This window comes from Dokdonella sp. (assembly GCF_051958935.1).
Classification (GTDB): Bacteria; Pseudomonadota; Gammaproteobacteria; order Xanthomonadales; family Rhodanobacteraceae; genus Dokdonella_A.
Map to the genome: position 1 here is coordinate 1 of NZ_JBQCFP010000101.1, position 19,755 is coordinate 19,755.

The following is a 19,755-nucleotide window of genomic DNA, read 5'->3' on the forward strand; positions in this document are numbered from 1 at the left end:
CCCCAAAACCGCGTCGCCCCCGCGCCGCCGGCCCCCGCCCCGCGTCCGGGGGGGGCCAGGGGGTTGGCGCGTCCCGCCCTACACGCAAGCCCGCGACCGCGTCGCGTGTGCGGCTACGCCACCGAGCGCAGTGACGACGACGGCTTGGTGCGCTTGCCTGCCGCGAGTTCCGCCGGGTCGAAGTCGTCGACCGAGATGAACTCGAACGTCGCCGCGCGCACGCGCGCGAGCAGCGCGCGTTCGGCTGCGTCGATCACGCCCTTCGCTTCCGCGTCGGCGAGCTGGCTGTCCCAGTCGTAACCGCTGAGTTCGCCCGCCTTCGCCGCCTTGAGGAACTTGCGCTCGACGGGCTCCGCCGCGATCACGTCGGGCAGCAACGCGTTCATGCGGCCAACCGGGTTGTTCGGGTTCGGCGTGAGGTACACCCACTCGGCGAGGCGGTCGCGCGCTTCGCCCGGCGCGCAGAGGATCGCCGCGACGCGATGGCCGAGGCGGTCCGACGGCGGCACCTCGCGGCGGCCGAACGGAAACACCAGCGCACGCAGCACCCACGCGACCGGCCGCACCGGGAAGTTGCGCAGCACGCCGTCGAGCGCGTTCTGCATGCGGTACACGCAGTCGTGGAACGCCCACGCCAGCAGCGGCTGGTCGGTGGCGGGTCGCCCCTGGTCCTCGTAGCGCTTGAGCATCGCGCTCGCGATGTAGAGGTTCGACAGCACGTCACCCAAGCGCGCGGAGAGCTTCTCCTTGAACTTGAGCTTGCCGCCGAGCACGAGCATCGAGGTATCGGCGACCAGCGCGAGCGCCGCCGCGTAGCGATTGAGCTTGCGGAAATAGCGCCGGGTGTACGCATCGCCCGGCACGCGGCCGATCTTGCCGAAGGTGAGGCCGAGCACGAGGCTACGCACCGCGTTGGAGATCGCGAACCCGACATGGCCCCACAGCGCGGCGTCGAACGCCGTGAGCTTCTCGCGATAGTCGGCGACTTTCAGCGCCTCCATCTCGCGCAGCACGTACGGATGGCAGCGGATCGCGCCCTGGCCGAAGATCATGAGGCTGCGCGTCATGATGTTCGCGCCTTCCACCGTGATCGCGATCGGCGAGGTCTGCCAGCCGCGGCCCGCGTAGTTGCTCGGGCCGAGCTGCACGGCCTTGCCGCCGTGGATGTCCATGATGTCCTTGGCGACTTCGCGGCCGAGCTCGGTCGCGTGGTACTTCGCGATAGCCGATGGCACCGACGGCTTTTCGCCGCGATCGACCGCCGCCGCACTCGCCTTCGACAGCGCGCTGATCTGGTACGAGTGACCCGCGATGCGCGCGAGCGCTTCCTCGACGCCTTCGAAGCGGCCGATCGCGATGCCGAACTGCTTGCGGATGCGCGCGTACGCGCCCGAGGCGACCACGCCCGCCTTCACCGCGCCCGCCGCGTTCGAGGGCAAGGTGATGCCGCGACCGATCGACAGGCACTCGACCAGCATGCGCCAGCCCTGCCCCGCCATCGCCTCGCCGCCGATCAGCTGCGACAGCGGCACGAACACGTCCTTGCCGCGCACCGGGCCGTTCTGGAACGCTGCGTTGAGCGGGAAGTGGCGACGACCGAACTCGAGCCCCTTGGTGTCGTGCGGCAGCAGCGCGAGCGTGATGCCGATGTCCTCGACGTCACCGAGCAGGTGATCCGGGTCGTGCATGCGGAACGCGAGACCGAACAACGTCGCGATCGGTGCGAGCGTGATGTAGCGCTTGTCGAACGTGAGGCGCACGCCGAGCACGTTCGCGCCGTTCCACTCGCCCTTGCAGACGATGCCGTAATCGGGAATGGACGTCGCATCCGACCCCGCATACGGGCCGGTGAGCGCGAAGCACGGGATCTCGCGGCCGTCAGCGAGGCGCGGCAGGTAGTAGTCGCGCTGCTCCTGCGTGCCGTAATGCAACAGGAGTTCGCCCGGGCCGAGCGAGTTCGGCACGCCGACGGTCGAGGACAAGGAACCCGAGATGCCCATGAGCTTCTGCAGCACCGCCGATTGCGCGAGCGCGGAGAAGTCGAGGCCGCCGTATTCCTTCGGGATGATCATGCCGAAGAATTTCTTCTTCTTGAGGAAGTCCCAGATCTCCGGCGGCAGGTCCGCGAGCTCGTGCGTGATCTGCCAGTCGTTGACCATCGCGCAGAGTTCCTCGACCGGGCCGTCGAGAAAGGCCTGCTCTTCCACGGACAGCTCGGGCTTGGGCTGCTTCAAAAGCTGCTTCCAGTCCGGCTTGCCGCTGAAGAGCTCGCCCTCGAACCCGACCGTGCCCGCGTCGAGCGCGATCTGCTCGGTCGGCGACAACTGCGGCGTCACCTTCTGGAACGCCGCGAGCGCCGGCGCGCTGAGCTTGCGGCGACGGAAGCCGACGAGGTTGAGCGGCAGCGCGACGAGCGCGAGCAGCACCAAAGGCACCGCGACTGCGAGGACCGATGACCCGGCGAGCACGCCGACGCCGACGATCGCCACCGCGGTCGCAATCGACCACATGAGCAGGCGCACGCGCGCGTACGCCGCGTAGAGCGACACGACGACGGCGGCGAGGAAAGGAAGGAATGCAGTCACGGCGAACTCCTGGGGAAACTGCGGCGGCGCAACGCCACCTCGATTCAAGGCCTGCCGAGCACCCACCGCGCGATCCGCGCCCGGGTTCCCGCCTCAACGCTCACCGGTAGGAGCCCACCCTGTGGGCGACCAACCAAGCGCAAGGCCACAGGCCCGCTACACCCCAGTATGGTGACGCCACCCCACCCAGTCAATACGCATCCGTATGGATGACGCAGGCACTTGAAATGCCGGCAGATCATGTCGCCCCGCCGCGTGACGCGGTTCTCAATGCGCCACGCCTCAGGCACACTGAACCGATGAATACGGACGCCCCCGCGAAAGCCGAATCCAAGCCCCGCCTCTCCGCAGCCGACTGGGAACACGCCGCGCTCGAGACGCTCGCCGAAAGCGGCCTCGCCGCCGTCGCCGTCGAACCCCTCGCCCGCCGCCTCGGCGTGACCAAGGGCAGCTTCTACTGGCACTTCACCACGCGCGAAGCCCTGATCCAGGCCGCCCTCGACCGCTGGGAACGCGAAGACGAACAGGACGTCCTCGTCCCCACCGGCGCGATCCCCGACCCACGCGAACGCCTGCGCGAACTCGTCCGCCAGGTCAGCCACAAGCGCCCCTCGCACGCGGTGCTCGCGGCGTTGTTCCGCGCGTTGGACCAGCCGCTGATCGGGCCTGTGGTCGAAAGAGTCTCGGCGCGACGCATCGGGTTTTTGACCGAAGCGTTCCGGCATGCGGGGTTTGATCCGACGCATGCGGCGAACCGCGCGCGGCTCGCGTATTCGGCTTACGTTGGGTTCGTGCAGCTGTCCAGGATCGGGCAGCCGCGGATGAGCCATGAGGAGTTCGAGGCGTATATCCGCGACTTTATTGAGACGTTGGTGCCGCGCTGACGCGACACACTGTGCCGCGCCGAAGGGGGCGCGCGGCGCGGCGCTGAAGCGACCCATCGCACCGCGCCGAAGCGGCGCATTAGGCAATACCCGTGGTCATCCCGCGAAAGCGGGAATCCATTGTTCTCTTCGCTTTGCCGCGTAGGGCCGCCCTCGTCAGCGTGCCGGGCACGCTGACCAGATACCGACGCCCCCGCGTCGCGATGACCTCCTGCTACACGACGGCTTGGGACACGATCCGCTAACACTGCAAAGCCATCACCCGTTCGACGGCCCCATCTACGAGCAGCTCAATTGAGAGATCTACACTGCAGGTGGCCAGGCAAGAGTTCATCTACCGGGGCTCCATGTAACCTATGGATGGACTACATTTAACGGCGTAGCCATAGAAGTACCATCCCCAATGCTTCGTCTCCATGGACGAAGTGACGCAGCAATCGATGTAGGGGGCCGCCATTCGTGAGCGGAGGACTGGCCTGGGAATGAGCCAAGAGGTATTTGCTGACTCAATAACTTTGCACCGCGCCTACTACAGCAAGGTTGAGCAGGGGAGAAGAATGCAGACAACATGCCGCGTCACGCAGGCCTTGGGCGTCAAGCCCTCCCAATTCCTTAGGGAAGGAGGGGCATTGAGGGCGTCGGGGGCGGTCAGCAGAAGCTTGTCGCAAGGCTAGTGAGATGCTTGCGTATCAGGCGATATCGAGAGATTGGCTTCGGTCACCTAGCGAGCAGGATCGCCGGTCTATCCTCGAGTACAGTCGGGGTGTTGTCTATGGCCTGTCATTTACTTCGGAAAGGAATGAAGTCCGAAGCAGGCCCATCCACGTAAACCGAATTCGCAGCGCCTTCTCTGACCTAGGAGCGCCGGCAATTTATCGGGTTGGACTTCGACTCCTCAGCTTGCTAGGCGAGGCCCAACCACTTGCCGGTGGCTATTGGCTAATTGCACCGTTTCGCGTAATCCCCTTGAACTCAATGCACGCGTTTGTGGGTTGCGCACCATCGAGCGCAATCAGTACTGGAGCAACCGGATGTTCCGGACTCGCGCGTCTCGTCGATGAAGGGTTCGCGGCCGACTATCCGATCCAGAATCTCGAAGGCTGGATGGGGAAGAGGACTTCGTCTCCGTCGGAGTATGTGGAAGACCTTGTGCAAACCTACCGCGCTTCTGCCGCTCCGGCGGTAAGTTCATCGGAGACCGAGTATCTCCATCTGGTCTCAAAAAACGCTAACGCAAGTCACGCTCTCTGGTCAGACAAGCCTGTTGCGATTGTTCCTCACCAAAGACTCGCCATCTGTCGCCAGTCAAACGTTGGCAGTTACCGCTATTTCGTCGCTGAGTTGTCCAACGGAAGAGTCGTAGCTGAATCGTCCCTTAGGCATTCACTTCCACGCCTTATTTGGGGACTGGCCTCTTGTGCTGCAACGCCGTTTCGAGTTACCTCCCAAAGCGTCGAAACCACGACACGCATCCGCGTCCCAGTGAGGCTGCCCTCCGAGGAGTATCGCCTGGCGCTACTGCTGTCGACCAGCATTACTCGGCAGGGCGCCTCCACCATTTACGAAATGGACGCAGGCGTGTCGCCCCTCTTTGAGAACGAGCTAAAGACATTAGGATGCCACTGGGAGACCAATTCATGAGCCAATTTTCCTACTCGGTACGTTCGGTTCACGATGCGTTGCTCCGAACGTTCCACCAATATCTGAGCGCCCAGTACCACATCTGGGACGAAGCGCTGATCGACGAACGGAAGCGCCTAATTTCCGAGGTGGGCAGCACGTTCCAGGATCCACGGCTGGAAGCGACGCCTCAATATGCACCTGGCCAGCAATATTCAGACTTAAATATCCCCGAGATTGCTCGTTCGATCCTGACTACTGCGTCCGGAATGCCTTCAACCGGAATCCCGCAAATTGCGTACACGCACCAATGCGCCGCCGTCGAACAGTTCGTCGGAAACGCACGAGACCTCATCGTCGCGACCGGCACGGGCTCGGGCAAGACGGAGAGCTTCTTGATGCCGATCCTTGCCATGCTCGCGATCGAAGCGGGTGAGCGGAAGGACTCATGGACTCAGCGGGGAATGAGAGCACTCTTGCTGTACCCAATGAACGCCCTCGTCAATGACCAATTGGCTAGGCTTCGGAGACTGTTCGGGGACGTAAACCTGGGTATTGCAATCTCGGCGACAAGGCGTCCAGGTTTCGGCATGTACACGAGTCGCACGCCTTATCCAGGCCAGCGCACGAAAGCAAAGGACGCTGAAAGAGTCGTCGCTGAAATTAGAAATCTATATTTCGACGGCATGACCAAGGAGTTTCGTGAGCGACTGGCCATCGAGGGCAAATGGCCGGCAAAAGACCTCGAGTCCTTTCTAGCAAGCGGATTGCAGAGTACAGCCGGCGACGCAGAGCTGCTCACACGTCACGAGATGCAAACGACGTGTCCGGATCTCCTCGTAACAAACTATTCGATGCTCGAATACATGATGCTTCGACCCCTCGAAGCAGGCATCTTTGAGCAAACGGCGAGATGGCTCAAGGCCAGTCCCGACAATGCTCTCACAGTTGTTCTCGACGAAGCACATATGTACCGCGGCTCCGGCGGTGCCGAGGTCGCGTACCTACTACGACGTCTGCAATCTCGGCTTGCTGTGCCACGCGAGAAGCTTCGGTACATTCTCACCAGCGCAAGCCTGGGCAGCTCCGCTCAAGCCCAAACTGACATAAAGAGATTCGCCGCGAAGCTTACCGGTGCCCGGGAAGAGATGTTCGAGTTGGTAAAGAGCCAAAGAGAGCAACGGCCATCGGGAGCAAGGGCCAACAAGGTGACCGAATCTGCTCTGGTTGGTTTCGACCAATCGACAATCCTTGGCGTTGTCGATCCAGACAAGGCAGGAAATGAACTACGGAATCTATGTGCAGGACTGGGGCTGAGCAGCAACGGCGAGACAGGAACCGTCGAGCAGCTTAAGAATTTTGCCTTTGAATTGCTTGAGCGGCTCCCGGTGGCCCATTTGATCGCTGAGGAGCTGACGCGGACCCCAGCAACCCTCGCCCGCGTTGCGGAGCTCGCATTCGGAACGTCTGCTGATCGCGAGCAGGCTGCAGAGGCACTGCTCGCTATAATGGCCTTTGCTAAAGACACCAAGCGAGGGAAGCCATTCTGTCCTATCCGCTCACACCTGTTCTTTCGCGGCCTTCCGGGCATTTATGCATGCACGAACGCACGCTGTGCCGATCGCTCCAACGATCTCGCGAGCCCGTTGGGCCGACTCCATGCTTCTGAGAGACTCGAATGCGCTTGTGGTGCGCGCGTCTACGAATTGTTGACCCATCGAGCCTGCGGGGCGGCCTTCCTTAGGGGGTTCATGCAGGACTCCATGAGGGACTTCCTCTGGCATTCCGCCTCGAACGGAACATGGAGCAATGAGCGTCTAGTCGAGGCGCAGTTCTATGTCATTCCCGCGGATAAGGTCGACTCGATCAACGGTGACGTCACCGGGCTGCATGTGAAAACGGGCCAGCTTCTCGCTCGGAAGCCGAATGGCGAAGATGGGGAGTTCCTGCCCCTCCTGTTCCCCCGTAGGCAGACCCGAGATCACGGACAACGTATCTTGAGTGACAGCTGCCCCGCCTGTCTGCAGGCCATTCGGAACGACGCTCCAATCGCAATGGATCTCGCGACCAAAGGTGAAGCGCCATTCGCCCATATCGTTCGCGCTCAGGTCGCTTCGCAGCCGATTTCCTCTGAGCCGCGACCGGAAGCCCCCAACGGGGGCCGGAAGACACTAATTTTCTCGGATGGTCGACAAAAGGCCGCGAGATTGGCTCGGGATATTCCACGCGAGATCGAACTCGACGTCTTTCGGCAGGCATTGTTCATTGCCGCGCGCGAACTTGGCGACATCCATCAGGAGGCGAGGCTTGATGGTCGGCTGTACGTCGGGTTCCTGAAATGCCTTATTGACAACAATCTCCGGTTTTTTGATGGCGCCGATCGCGACAAGCTCGAAAATCACTTAAGGGACTTTGTGGAAGGCCACAATGGGCAACTCGAGTTGATCCTCGAGGAGCTGCCTAAGCCTCCGCCTAGCTATTCCGCGCTGTTGTTGAAGCAGCTGGGCACTCCTTTCTACTCGATAAGCGCGCTCAGTCTCGGTTACGCCACGCCTGCCAAGACAGCTAAGGCTATCTTGCGGCGGCAAGTTTCTAACCTCATCGACGAGGATGTCGATGCCTGGGCGGTAGTGTGGGTTCAGCGCCTACTTGCGCGGTTCTCGTTCGACATGGAGTTGAGCGACGGTGTGCGCCTCAAGGCGTCGCGCTACCCCCATCGGCCAACCCAACCAATCGATGGCTTTTCCAAAGCGCAACAAGATCTGCTTACCAGCGAGGGGGTTGATCCCGCTCAGTTGGCTGCGGCGTTCGTAAGTGCGATGGGCCAAGTCACAGCGGATGGTTCTGTTTTCGTGAACCCGCTTCGCGTCATTCTCAGGCCCGCACTTCGGGACAGATGGGTGCAGTGCGAAGAGTGCCGAACCGTTTCACCAACTCTCGTAATGGGGCGCTGCCCGAACTGCATGAACCCACACGCCCAACTCGTCGACCCAGACAACACCAGTTATCTTCGGGCACGCAAAGGGTTCTGGAGGGATCCAGTTGTCAATGCGATGAGTGGCGCCGAAAGGCCGTTGAACTTGGACGTTCAGGAGCACAGTGCTCAGCTTTCCTACAAGGATGCAGACATCCCAGCGCCGACGACCGAGGTCTTTGAACGAAAATTCCGAGACTTGCTGCGCCCGGGAGAGCGGGCCGTCGATGTTCTCAGTTGCACGACTACGATGGAAGTTGGTATCGACATTGGCTCCCTAATTGCCGTGGCTATGCGTAACGTCCCACCAATGAGACAGAATTATCAGCAGCGTGCCGGCCGGGCAGGACGTCGCGGCTCCGCAATCTCGACGGTGCTGACGTACGCGCAGTCCGGCGCGCATGATGCCTACTACTTCACCAAGCCCGACAAGATCATTGCTGGTGATCCACCCAAGCCAGTACTGGACACCACCAACGAGAGAATTGCCTCGCGGCACGTACACGCACAGCTGCTTCAGGACTTCTTTCGACCGCTCGCACAAGGTCGAAGGTCATCTAACATTTTCACCGCATTGGGGGACACGTGGAACTTCTACACGAATAGTGGTCCATCGAGCTTCGAGGCATTTAAGCAGTGGCTTGCATCAACCTCTGCAACGGACTCACTTAGCCGTGCACAGGAGTGGCTTCCCGAAGGGGTGACTGCAAGGAATGTAGCAAACGCGTTTGTTGCCGAGCTAACACGCGCAACTCCGCCAAGCCAGGAGGGCTTGGAGGCGAGCTTCATCGAGTTTCTGTTTTCGCAGGGACTCCTGCCGTCCTACGCGTTCCCAAGAGATCTCATTTCTCTACAAATTCAGGCGTCCGGCGGGCCTAATGGGTTCAGGGTGGCGGAGCAAGCGCAGCAGGGTATGGGAGTTGCCCTTTCAGAATACGCACCAGGCAGGCTCGTCGTGGTGAATAAGAAGACGTACCGGGTTGGTACAGTCGCCGCGTCCGGCTTGGACACGGATGTCCACCGGGCGCAACCACTCTTCGATAGAGCGAAGGTCTATCAGCACTGCACGCAGTGCACGTACTCGGCCGGGTTCGTCAAGGAAGATATCAGCGGCAAGAGGTGTCCGCAGTGCGGGGCCGATGCGCTCAGAAGCATTCCTGCAATTCGGCCTGAGGTCGTGTTCCCGCGAGGCAAGCGGGAGATCGACGAGTTCGACGACGACCAAGTCTTCAGTCGAGTTACCCAAGCGCAACTGCCTCTTACCGAAGCAGAGCTTAGCCTCGCAGGGACACCGTTTGGCCAGCGAGGAGAGCTCAAGTCGAAGCGAACCCAGAGGCTCATTGTAGTCAATGAAGGCGACCCAACGTCTGACGAAGATGGCTTTCGAGTTTGCAGGAAATGCGGAAAGACCCTTCTGGCTGGAGAGCCAGAAGGCCCGCATCCGATGGACTACTACGTGAAGGTTTTTAAGGGCGTAGCGCCGTCGAGGTGTAGTGGCGAGTTCCAACGGGTGTTTCTGGGATACGAATTCCCCTCAGATATCCTCCTGTTGCGTGCTGTGTTGGAATCACCGCTTCGATTTGGCGTTGGCGATCGCCGTTCCCGCAAGCCGCTCGAGGACGCGTTGCTGACGCTATGCGATGCGTTAACGATAGCCATATCTCGTACCCTCGACGTTGACGCCAGAGAAATTAGTTCGGGATTCCGATTCGGCAATGACGGCAAAACAGAGTTCGCCGACATTTTCATCTATGACACGCTCTCGGGCGGCGCCGGATATGCACTCGAGGCTGGCGATGACTTCAGCACTGTGTTCGAGGTTGCGATGCGCATCCTGGACTCCTGCTCGTGTACCGCCTCCTGCGAAGACTGTCTTAGGCACTATGGAAATCGCTTTCACCATGCCGATCTGGATCGCTTTCTAGCCCTAGATCTAGCGCGGTACATTCTGAGCAGTTCAGTTCCTGCACCCTTCGGCGCTTCTGAGCAGAAGCGTGTTCTTCTGCCCATCGTTGAGATGGCTAGATTGGCGGGTTGGGAGGTTCAGGAGACGGACTCGGCATTCGAAGTTCGGCACCGGGGCCTAAGATTCGTCCTCGCCGCCTGCCCTTCTCTTCGTCAATGTGACCCCCGTGTGCGCGAGGCGGGAGCGCAACGCCTAACATTCACTCCGTATGAATTGGCGCGTGATCTCCCGAGCGCCTTTGCGGAGCTGCAATGACTAAGGCGAAGATCGTCGAGCTCTCGGCTCGAGAGGCGCGATTGAAACGCTTGGTGCGAAGGCACCTTCGCGACCTCGGATTCAGCCGATCACCTAATGGCGCCCTCGTGCCTCCTAGCATGGATAAGGAAGCCTACCGGCGGTTTCATTTGCCGAAGCGCGTGGAGAAGCTGGAGGCGAACCTTAGGTGGCTCGACAGGGCCCAAGCTGACCTCCTGAAATGGTTTGCCGATGGCACCGACGTTGTGCCTTCTGCTATCCAGCCAGAGCTGGAGCTCATCTCCAAGGAGACGTGGCAGTCCGACCTCTTTCGCTTGGCTGCACTCTACTGGCAAGTCCCCGTTTCAGATGGCTACGGTCGCCGGATGAGGTTTCTGGTGTGGGACCGATCGAACGGCAAACTTATGGGAATCTTCGCCCTGGGGGACGCCGTCTTTAACCAGGCGGCCCGAGACGCCCACATCGGCTGGGACCACCATAGACGCGGTGATGCACTAGTCAATTTGATGGACGCCTACGTCCTTGGGTCACTGCCGCCCTATAGCCACCTGCTTGGGGGAAAGCTTGTCGCATCGCTCGTCGCAACACGCGACGTGTCGGAGGCATTCAAGAAGCGTTATTGCGGGTCAACCGGCCTAATCTCAGGGCAGAAGAAAAATGCCAGGCTTGTAGCAGTGACGACGACCTCTGCTCTCGGACGGTCGTCCGTCTATAACCGCTTAAAGCTTGGTGATAGACAGATCTTTGAGCCCATCGGTTTCACTTCCGGCTGGGGCCACTTCCACCTCTCTGGGAAGATCTTCGACGAGTTGCGCGCCTACCTGGAGTTCAAGAACGATAGCTATGCGAACGGCTTCAATGTCGGGTCGGGACCCAATTGGAGAATCCGCGTGATCCGTCGAGCACTTGAGGGCCTCGGACTGGATACGTCTCTTGCGCGTCATGGCTTCTCGCGAGAGGTCTTCTTCGCGAAGTTGGCATCCAACGCGCAAGCGTACCTCCGGGGAGACAACCAGCGCGCAATGTACCGGGGACTCCCCTCGGTGAAAGAAGTCTCGGCCCAGGCTATCGAGCGTTGGATGATCCCTAGATCAATGAGGGATAGGCGCTACCTTGACTGGAAAGCTGTCGATCTAATCGCTGCCGTGTACGGAAATTCCACAAGACAAAGTCAGCTGGTTCTTAATGAGGTTCGCGCTTAACCATCGTGGCGAGCATGTGCGCGCGGATGCGGTAGGACCGTATGCGTTTGGTTTGCGCTGTCCAGTTTGCAAGGAGCCGGTCTTCGCAAGACCAGGTTCGATACGAGAGGCGCATTTTGCGCATCACAGTGGGAACGCCAATATGGCGTGTGACCTTTACTACCCCAGTGGTGGCGAGTATGCCTATCAGTATTCGGACCTTGGGCGAGCAACTCGTACCTTCGCAAAGGAGCGTCTAGGGGCACCGGCCCTACTGTGGCGGTCTGAAGATGCAGTTGTGGCCAGCCTTCATCTTCGTTTGCCGACACACCCGGACGGCTTTCCAGTCACCATTGGAGTTACGTCCTTCGCGAGTAGTCGATATGCTGGAAGTGAGCTAAAGAAGCCTCAATTCGTAAGGCTTCGCCTCCAGACGCCCCCTGCACAAGTTGAGACACGTCCTCGTGACGAGTCAATCGAGCAGGCGCTCTCCGAAACTCTCGCGCAGTTCCGATTGAGTGGAAACTTCTTCAGGGCAACTGGAGAAGGTGGAGTATTGATCGCTCCGGATCAGCCGTTGGAGCTCGGCCAAGCGTATTGGCTCGTAAGCCAGGCCGCGCTTCGCAAGCCTGTCTGTGAGTACGTAAAGGTGGAAGAACATCGCACTGATCGAGCATGGCACGCCTACCGACTCCAATTGACATACAGCCCGGCGGACGCAGAATTTGCGCTCGCCGGAGCCGCAGCGTACCTAGGACGCAAGATTATCGCGCCACGACCAAAAGTTGTGATTGTCTGGCCATTGCCCGTGCTGCGCGATCCAGACGGTGTTCGCGTATTTCAAAAGGACACCAAGCACCTGTTGGTTAGATCTCCCTCGGGGCTGCCACACTTTCGGTCAGTCGGCCACCCGGATGTGGCTCCAGAGGGATCAGATGGCGATCTACTTCAGATTCCTGTGCGGAAAGGCACGCAGGAGGCTCTGATCGGGCTCGCCAGTGGGCGATGGGAACGAGTGCGCTTTGATGACTTCGAGCTTCAGAGGCCGAACTGCATTTGGATCAGATCCGACGAGAAGCGCGTAGCACTATTCGAGCCGAGCGCAGGAGAATTCCTTGCCAAGGAAAGGCCGCTCAATCTTGACGTCCCCATGCATCGATTATGGCGAAACACTCTCGTAGACGCCAAGCCAATACGGCCGACACCGGAAGGACTCTCTTGTTCGGTCGAGGGCCTGACCTCCGAGGTAGACGCCGGCGCTTTCGGAGTAGCGCGGCTACCTAAAGTTGCCGTCGCATCCTCCACCATCCACTGGTGGTCGACTTCTGAACGTCTGGTTCGGGCCATGAAGGGAGATCGCGCTGCGGAATCATTACGGATCGTCAACAGCAAAGCCAAGTTGCTGGGCTGGGCTCGTGAGTACGACGCGATGCACCTTCTACCAAAGCTGCTGTGTGAATTGTCCAACGGAGCTGCATAGTGACCTACCGTGATGTCAATACGGAAAAGTACGCATTCTTGCTTGCAAGAGGAACGCACAGTGGCGAATTGAAACGCTTCTTCACAGAGTCCCAGAAGCAGCTGATCCTCAAACAGGCAAAGGTCCAAAATCTGCCGAGTGGGCGAGACAATCGGATCAAAGTTCTATCTGAAAGGCTTCCACGCTCTACCGACGGAATAGTGCAAACGTGGTTTTCCGCGAATCTCAACATGACCGACTTGTTGCCGGTAGAAGAGGTGCTTTCGGATCTTGCGCTGTACGAAGAAATGGGGGAATCTATTCCCGAAGATCGGGAAAAAATATTGGCGAGATCCGCCCTCGTACACCTATTTGTCGAAGCGCCTTCTGCCGAGCTCATCGAGTTTCTCAGGCGACGACCCGGGGAGCAAAGCCTTAGACCGAACTTCGTGGCGGAGGCCGCTACTTCCTCACTCCAAGCTCCAGCGGCAGATACTGTCGCGGATGATCGGAAAAGCGGTTCCGCACGCAATGACCAGATTGCAGCGCTGGTGTCGGCCCTTCTTATGGGTGATGAGCTCGCTATCGACGAAGCCTTGGCGCCGCTACCACAGCCGCTCCAAACCTTCGTCAATGCGTTAACAAGCGCGAAGGGTGGCGACATCGAGCAGGCAACGGCACTCGAGGAGACCTTCGACGTCCAGTCGAAGGAAGCCGGCTTAATTCATCGCGCGGTGGCTCTGGCGAGGCACAAGCCCGGAAAGGTGGACGCGGTGGCCGCTGGTCTCCGTATCAATGTACCTCAGCAGTTGGAGCAAATTGAGCCACAAGTGCTTGATGTGGTCGGCATCTACTCAGCTCAGACGGAAAAAGTCGTCTTTCTCAAACCGATCGGCCTTGTTGTAAATGAACGCGTTTTCCGACTGACGTTTGAGGATCGCGCAAGGCTTTTCCCCGAAAGTGGCGACGTAATGTCCTATCGCGAAGCCGGACGCCATTTGCCGCGACCTGGCGAGTTGGCTCGGTGGATCGTGGAAGAGCGTGATGCTCCGGGCGGGAAGACGCGTTTTCACTATGTGCGAGAGCCATCCCACATAGTCGAGGTCTTCAACGTTCCATTTCCCAGTTCGACACCGGATGAGGTCCGGGCCCACATCAAGCAGTTGAGTTCGCAGAAGCCTACCACCTCTCCTCATCGACTGTTTGCCCTTGCCGATGGAGTGGTCGTTGCCCCGCCTCGGAACATCGATCCCAAGCGCGACGAGTCATATGAACAGCCGTGGCAATCTTGGGGATCACTGGATGCATGGCTATTCGAGGGGCGGCAGTACGCTCTTGGAGTTCCGCAATTGCCTTCCTCGCATCTGGATCTGTCACCGCTCGAGGCGGCCTTTAAGAAGCTTATTAAGAATATCGGAGAGGAGCAAAAGCTTCTTTTCACGAAAAACCAGCTTCGTGAGCTGGGACAGCTGATCCGGGCGCGCGACGGCGGTGACGTCGCACTTCGTGCGAAGCGCGTCGCTGAGGCGATCGACAGGATTCGGTTTGATGTGGAGGCTGTTGACGAGTTGCTTCCCATTCTGATTAAGCGAGATGAAATTGAAGCGCGCGTTGAGAAGATCGTGGGGGCGCGCGTTGAGGAGCGTCTCAAGGAGAAAGCGAGCATAGTCTCTGAGATAGAAGCGGCGAAGGGGCGGCATTCCGAACTGCAGAGAGAAAGCAAGGATTTGGAGCGACGAATCAACAAGCAACGATCAGAAATACAGGCGACGGTGCGCGATACGTTTGCGAAGGCAATTCAAGATGGTGTAGCCAGTCTGGCCCAGGCGGAGGTGATCAAGCACTTGACATCACCGGGCTTTTCGGCCCAACCCGTGCCTCCGGCCTTGCCAGCCATGGCAAGGGAAGCGTCGGAACCTACACATCTTTCCGACATCAACGTCTCCGTGATCGAGGAAGCGTTGTCGCGATCGCAAGGCGTAGCTCAGCTTGTAAAGCTCGGGCTTGGAAGGCGTCGATCTGAGGTGCTCGTAGAAGCGCTTTCAGTCCTGGGACGCTCAGGGGTGTGCCTGGTTCTTCGTGGAGTGGATGCGCGTCAGCACGCGAAAGTGCTCGGCCGAATCGACAGCGACACATGCGCGGTCGTAGAGGTTCCTATGGGTCTTACTTCTGCCTTCCCAGTCGCCAAGGCGATAAAATGCGCACCTGGACTCAAGTCACTTGTGATTCACAATGCCGATCTTTCTCCCCTGGATGTGTATGCGGCGCCCGTGTTTGATCAGCTGATAGAGATGAGCCTAAGTGAGGAGATGGTTTCACTTCGGGTCGTGCTTTCATGTTCCGCAGGCGACATGGCTCTGCCCATTCCCCCGTTCGTGAAGCGGTGTGGAGTGTTCGTTGACGTCGATCAGCATTGGGATGAGAGGGACCGATCGCTAGAAGAGCTGGACGAGAAGGATATTCCTCTGATGAAGGCGATGATTGGTAAAATTTCGAGGGAGCTCGAAGCACTGGAACCAACAATTCGTCGCAGCTTGGAGAGTTTGATTGTCCGCTCGTTCGCTCAAGGCGCTGGCTAGGCACGGTGTGGGTTGCTCCATCTACCCGGCGCGATGGATCGTGTCCCGAGCGGTGGTGTAGCAGGTGGCCATCGCGACGCGTGTGCGTCGGTGTCTGGCCAGCGGGCCACGGCCGGCGCGCTGAGGTTGGCAGTGTCGGCGACGCCGGCCGAGCGCGCCGGGCAGACGATGGGACGCGGCCTCATTTGGCGCACCTCCACGTAGGTCGCATCGATCCCAGGTACGTCCGGTCGCCCTCGATCGCCCGCTCTCGGAACGCCGTGACCTTCTCGTCGATCTCAGCGCACAACTGCGGGACCTCGATCTTGGAGATCCCGCTCATGCCCATCGCCTTCACCGGCGCATCCACGTTGCGCGTGGACACGCCCTGGACGTACGCCTACTGAATCACGCCTTCTCGGCGGTCCTGCGCGGTTCCAGGACGCCCCGGAAGTAGCTGCCCTGGCGCAGTTCGGAATGCGCAGCGGGGATCGTCCCAGCACGCGTTTCCCAGTCGCGATCCCGTACTCGGGTCGTCGCTTCACATAGACACTGGCGATCTCGTCCTCGCTGACGCCGGGCTTGGCGACATCAGCGAGTTCGTGCCAGCCGAGGGCAACAGCGTTCTGTTCTCGAAAGTCGTCGAACAGCCGGCCGCTGGCACCGCGAACCATCCACATCCGTTCCATGCCGCCCCCGGTGGCTCCGCATCTACCGGGGATGATAGCGGGCCGTCGCAGGATTTGAGATCGCCCCCCGGTTCAATCCCTCCCGTGCCGCAAGGCACCCCGCCCGTGCCATCGGGGCCCGGTCGGGATCATCCTTGGATAGGGAGAGAGTACGTATGACGCAGAACCTCGTTTCGATGAACCTCACCTCCGACCAGCTCGCGGCCGTGGATGCGGCGCTGGAGGCGCTGGAGAGCAACCTGGCGGGCATGGTGTCGCTGAGTCCGCAGCAGCGTCGCACGGTGCCGCGGATGGGCGACAAGTCCGAGGCGTTCTGCCGGCAGGCGTTGTCGCTGCTGGGGCAGAACCCGCAGGTGGTGAATCCGGGCCTGGGCTTGCCGGAGGCGGAGGCGGATCTGGCGACGCTGGATGCGCTGCGTCCGCGACTGCAGCGCCTGGAGCGGTTGTGGGCGCGGGCTTCGGATACGGAAGTCGCGCTGGGTAGCGACATCATGTCGCCGGCGCTGCAGGGGTATGCGCTGCTCAAGGTGTCGGGTCGCAACCAGGGCCTGGAGGGTCTGCGCGCGTCGCTCGGGTCGCGCTTCGCCAAGAAGCCGCGCTCGACGGAGGCGCAAGCCGCGTAACGCGGGGCGTTACCGGTGTGGAAATCCAAGCCGCAGTGATGCGGCTTTTTTCATGCCTGCGGTTTGGGGAAATGTGCGGGCCGGTGGGCGCGGTGGTGAAGGTCGAAGGGGAATGCGTCGGGGTTCGAGTAAGGCGCGTGCGGGTTCGAAGGGCGGTGCCGTGGGTTGGAGCGGGACGCGTGCGGGTTCGGGGCGGAAGCATGCGGGTTGTAACGGCGATGGCGGGGGTCGGAAGGTGCAGCGGTGCGGGTTCGAGGCGCGCGCGAGCGGGTTGGAGGGGCGGTGGCGCGCGTTCCGGTCGCGGCGTTGGCGGTTGAAGGGGCAGTGGTGCGGGTCGAAGTGGGCGTGGCGCGGGGCGAAGTCGCGTGCGTGCGGGTGTGGAGGGGCCTGCATGCGGCGCGGCGCGGGAAGGTTGCGGGTTGTCGTGGGAGCGTTGCGGGTTGAAGCGGACATGGTGCGGGTCGCCGACGGAAGGATGCGGGTTGGCGATCCGTCGTGTGTAGGAGCCCACCCCTGTGGGCGACCGGGCGCGTGGAGCGGTTGGTTGGTGCGCCGCGCACAGGTGCGCTCCTACACGGAAGCGCTGCGGTCGCGCACAGGGTGCGCTCCTACGGGGATCATCGCGGCTGAAGCCGCTCCTACGACGGTTCGGGGACGTGCGGCGGCACGCGCGGAGCGCGTACCGCCCTACAACACATGCGGGACCTGGCGGGGGGGCGGCACGCGGGGGGCGCGTGCCGCCCTACGAAGACGCCGTGACCTTGCGTGGGGGGCGGCACGCGCGCGGAGCGCGTGCCGCTTGGGTCGCGATCAGCGCGCGGGGGTGAGCGTGAGGTTGTCGATCATCACGCGGGGTGCCGAAGGCTGGTCGTTGTAGGTCGCGTAGAGGCGCAGGCGGTCGAAGCGTGCGGCTTCGACGTCCATGATCTTCGTCACGATGTTGTCGCGGCCGCCGAGGTCGGAGATCGTGATGCGGTCGGATGCGACGAGTTCGTCGCCGAGCATCGCGTCGAGGTGCAGCACGATGCCGCCCCACGGGCCGTTCTCGTAGTAGACGAGGTCGAAGCGCGCGGCGGAGGCGGGCGTGGCGAGGTCCATCACCGCGCGGCTCAGCGCGCCGATCGAGAAGTTGTTGCCGTTGATGTAGCCGCTGCCGAACGTCAGCATGTTCGGCGAGCTGCCGACGCCGGGGAAGTCCGGGTAGAACAGCGTCGCGTTCTCGATGATGTAGTCGCTGCCGATCTCGTCGGCGGTCGCGGTGGAGCCGCTCGGGAAGACGACGTCGAGGCCGTTGCAGTCGTGGTAGTGGATGCCGTCGTAGTCGAACGCGTTGCCGTAGAAGCCTTCGACGAGGTCGTCGTAGTCGACCACATGCGGCTCCACGCTGCCGGTGTCGAAGCCGTCGGCGAAGATGCCGTCGTCGACGAGGCGCACCGCGCCGAGGTCCACCAGCATCGAGGATGCGTTGCGCTTGACCGAGCCCGCGACGACGGGCACGTCGTCCTGCAGCGTCAGCGTGGTCGCGTCGCTGTACACGCCGTCCGGCGCGAGGTCGACCTCCGCGATGCCGGCGTCGCCGAACGCGCCGGCGAGCACGCCGTGCGCGTCGGTGCGGAACGCGGCGAACACCGAGCGGCCGGGCACGCTCTCGACCGCGGAGGCGACGAGGTGGCCATCGGCCTGGCGGACGAGGCCGGTCACGTAGCGCGACGTCGCGCCCGGTGCGAAATCGATCGGCGCGTAGCCGTTCGCGCCGGCACCGAACGTGGTGTCGGTGCCGCCCTCCGGCGTGACGCCGCCGAGCACGACCTGCACCGAGCCCTCCGCGTCCTGGCGATGGCCGGCGAACACGATCGAGCCGTCGGCGGCGACGAGCAGCTTGTCGACGCCGTTGAAGGTCGATTCGTCGTCGCGCGCATGGAACACGCGCCAGCCGGTGCCGTCGAAGCTCGTGTCGGGCTGGCCGTCCGCAGTGAAACGCGCGAGCGAGAAGTCCGCGCCGAGGCCCGGGCCGTACACCTCGTACGCACCGCCTGCGACGAGCGTGCCGTTGGCGCCGATCGCGAGCGCGCCGATGTAGCCGGATTCGTCGTCGTTGATCGGGGCGAGCGCGGCGAAGCCGTCCTGGCCGAAGGTGATGTCGAGCAGGCCATTCGCGGTGAAGCGCGCGAGGAAAGCCTCGTTCGGCGTCGCGGCGGTCGAACGCTCGCCGGCGACGACGATGCCGCCCTCGGCATCAACGACCATCGCGTGGCATTGCGCGCGCGTGATCGAGGCGAGCCCGCTGCCGTCGGCGAACGTCATGTCGCGCGCGCCGTTGGCGTCGAGGCGGATCACGAAGCAGGTCTTGGGCCCGAAGATCTGCGCGCTGCCCGCGGCGAGCAGCGTACCGTCGTCGAGGCGCGCGAGCGCTTCGATCTGCTGCACCGCCCTGCCCGGCACGAGGTCGTCCATCACGCGGATGCCGGGCAGCCCCGGGTTGGTGTTGAACGTGTCGTCCGGCGTGCCGTCGGCGCGCAGGCGCGCGAGCATCGCGCGCATGTGCGGGTCGGGGTTGCCGTCGATGCGCAGGTTGCGCGAACCGCCGAGCAGCAGCGAGCCGTCCGGCAGTGTCAGCGACGCGCTGGTGCGCAGTTCATGGCCTTCGATGCCGTCGAGCGAGAGCCAGGCGAAGCCGTGGTCGCCGAAGGTGGGGTCGGGTATGCCGCCAGGCGCGGCAGCGGCGACGCCGCTGCCGGCGGCGAGCGAAAAGGCGATGGAAATCAAGGGAAAGCGGAGGGGCATGCACGCGGTTCCGGAAACGGCCGAGGATCGGGCCATCGATGCAGAACGAAGTTCGGCGGCAAAAGCACTCATCGCATTGCGGGGGCCACACGTGCCACGTAGGAACGCACCCTGTGCGCGATCCTCGCGCCTCGGTGTAGGGCAACGTGGCGGTCGCCACAAGCGCGGGCGTTTCGA

The 19,755-nt window shown here is 61.7% G+C and carries 9 protein-coding genes and 2 pseudogenes; 7 read left to right on the plus strand and 4 right to left on the minus strand.

The features are described from left to right. Window positions 1-113: 113 nt before the first annotated feature. Entirely contained in the window at window positions 114-2,585 is a 2,472-nt protein-coding gene (locus tag ACTHK2_RS09130; RefSeq protein WP_440245397.1) for an acyl-CoA dehydrogenase, read from the minus strand. Window positions 2,586-2,884: 299 nt separating this feature from the next. Here ACTHK2_RS09130 and ACTHK2_RS09135 point away from each other — a divergent pair, with 299 nt between their 5' ends. The 5 genes and pseudogenes from ACTHK2_RS09135 to ACTHK2_RS09155 form a co-directional block, all read left to right on the plus strand. After that, the gene (locus ACTHK2_RS09135) at window positions 2,885-3,469 is read left to right on the plus strand and encodes a TetR/AcrR family transcriptional regulator (RefSeq protein ID WP_440245411.1); all 585 of its coding nucleotides are present in this window, start codon (window positions 2,885-2,887) and stop codon (window positions 3,467-3,469) included. Window positions 3,470-3,924: 455 nt separating this feature from the next. Continuing rightward, complete coding sequence (locus ACTHK2_RS09140; protein ID WP_440245412.1) at window positions 3,925-4,143, plus strand: helix-turn-helix domain-containing protein; 219 nt, start codon at window positions 3,925-3,927, stop codon at window positions 4,141-4,143. Between the two features lie 963 nt (window positions 4,144-5,106). Then, entirely contained in the window at window positions 5,107-10,284 is a 5,178-nt protein-coding gene (locus tag ACTHK2_RS09145; protein WP_440245398.1) for a DEAD/DEAH box helicase, read from the plus strand. A gap of 119 nt (window positions 10,285-10,403) precedes the next feature. Next, entirely contained in the window at window positions 10,404-11,486 is a 1,083-nt protein-coding gene (locus ACTHK2_RS09150; protein WP_440245399.1) for a Druantia anti-phage system protein DruA, read from the plus strand. Beyond that, window positions 11,470-11,607: pseudogene (locus ACTHK2_RS09155) on the plus strand (competence protein CoiA family protein); the annotation flags it as partial. The gene ACTHK2_RS09150 and the pseudogene ACTHK2_RS09155, both read left to right, overlap by 17 nt. Window positions 11,608-11,937: 330 nt before the next feature. On the opposite strand, the gene ACTHK2_RS09160 reads toward ACTHK2_RS09155, so the two are convergent. Beyond that, window positions 11,938-12,126, minus strand: coding sequence for a hypothetical protein (locus ACTHK2_RS09160; protein ID WP_440245414.1), 189 nt, complete (start codon window positions 12,124-12,126; stop codon window positions 11,938-11,940). Window positions 12,127-12,944: 818 nt separating this feature from the next. Between ACTHK2_RS09160 and ACTHK2_RS09165 the strand changes: the two genes are divergently transcribed. Next, entirely contained in the window at window positions 12,945-15,503 is a 2,559-nt protein-coding gene (locus ACTHK2_RS09165; protein ID WP_440245400.1) for a hypothetical protein, read from the plus strand. A 185-nt stretch (window positions 15,504-15,688) separates the two neighbouring features. Here the strand turns inward: ACTHK2_RS09165 and ACTHK2_RS09170 are convergent. Then, a pseudogene (locus ACTHK2_RS09170) lies at window positions 15,689-16,007 on the minus strand (transposase); the annotation flags it as partial. A gap of 319 nt (window positions 16,008-16,326) precedes the next feature. Here ACTHK2_RS09170 and ACTHK2_RS09175 point away from each other — a divergent pair. Next, window positions 16,327-16,794 (plus strand): hypothetical protein, encoded by a 468-nt coding sequence (locus tag ACTHK2_RS09175; protein WP_440245401.1) that lies wholly within the window; start codon window positions 16,327-16,329, stop codon window positions 16,792-16,794. A gap of 810 nt (window positions 16,795-17,604) precedes the next feature. Here ACTHK2_RS09175 and ACTHK2_RS09180 read toward each other — a convergent pair. Further along, a complete protein-coding gene (locus ACTHK2_RS09180; RefSeq protein WP_440245402.1) occupies window positions 17,605-19,578 on the minus strand; it encodes a hypothetical protein in 1,974 nt (657 codons plus the stop codon). Window positions 19,579-19,755 lie beyond the last annotated feature (177 nt).

Bases quoted from the DNA above. Each gene is read 5' to 3' on its own strand.
- ACTHK2_RS09135 (WP_440245411.1), top strand. From the start codon at position 2,885: ATGAATACGGACGCCCCCGCGAAAGCCGAATCCAAGCCCCGCCTCTCC.
- ACTHK2_RS09145 (WP_440245398.1), top strand. From the start codon at position 5,107: ATGAGCCAATTTTCCTACTCGGTACGTTCGGTTCACGATGCGTTGCTC.
- ACTHK2_RS09150 (WP_440245399.1), top strand. From the start codon at position 10,404: ATGGATAAGGAAGCCTACCGGCGGTTTCATTTGCCGAAGCGCGTGGAG.
- ACTHK2_RS09160 (WP_440245414.1), bottom strand. From the start codon at position 12,126: ATGTTCTTCCACCTTTACGTACTCACAGACAGGCTTGCGAAGCGCGGC.
- ACTHK2_RS09175 (WP_440245401.1), top strand. From the start codon at position 16,327: ATGACGCAGAACCTCGTTTCGATGAACCTCACCTCCGACCAGCTCGCG.
- ACTHK2_RS09180 (WP_440245402.1), bottom strand. From the start codon at position 19,578: ATGCCCCTCCGCTTTCCCTTGATTTCCATCGCCTTTTCGCTCGCCGCC.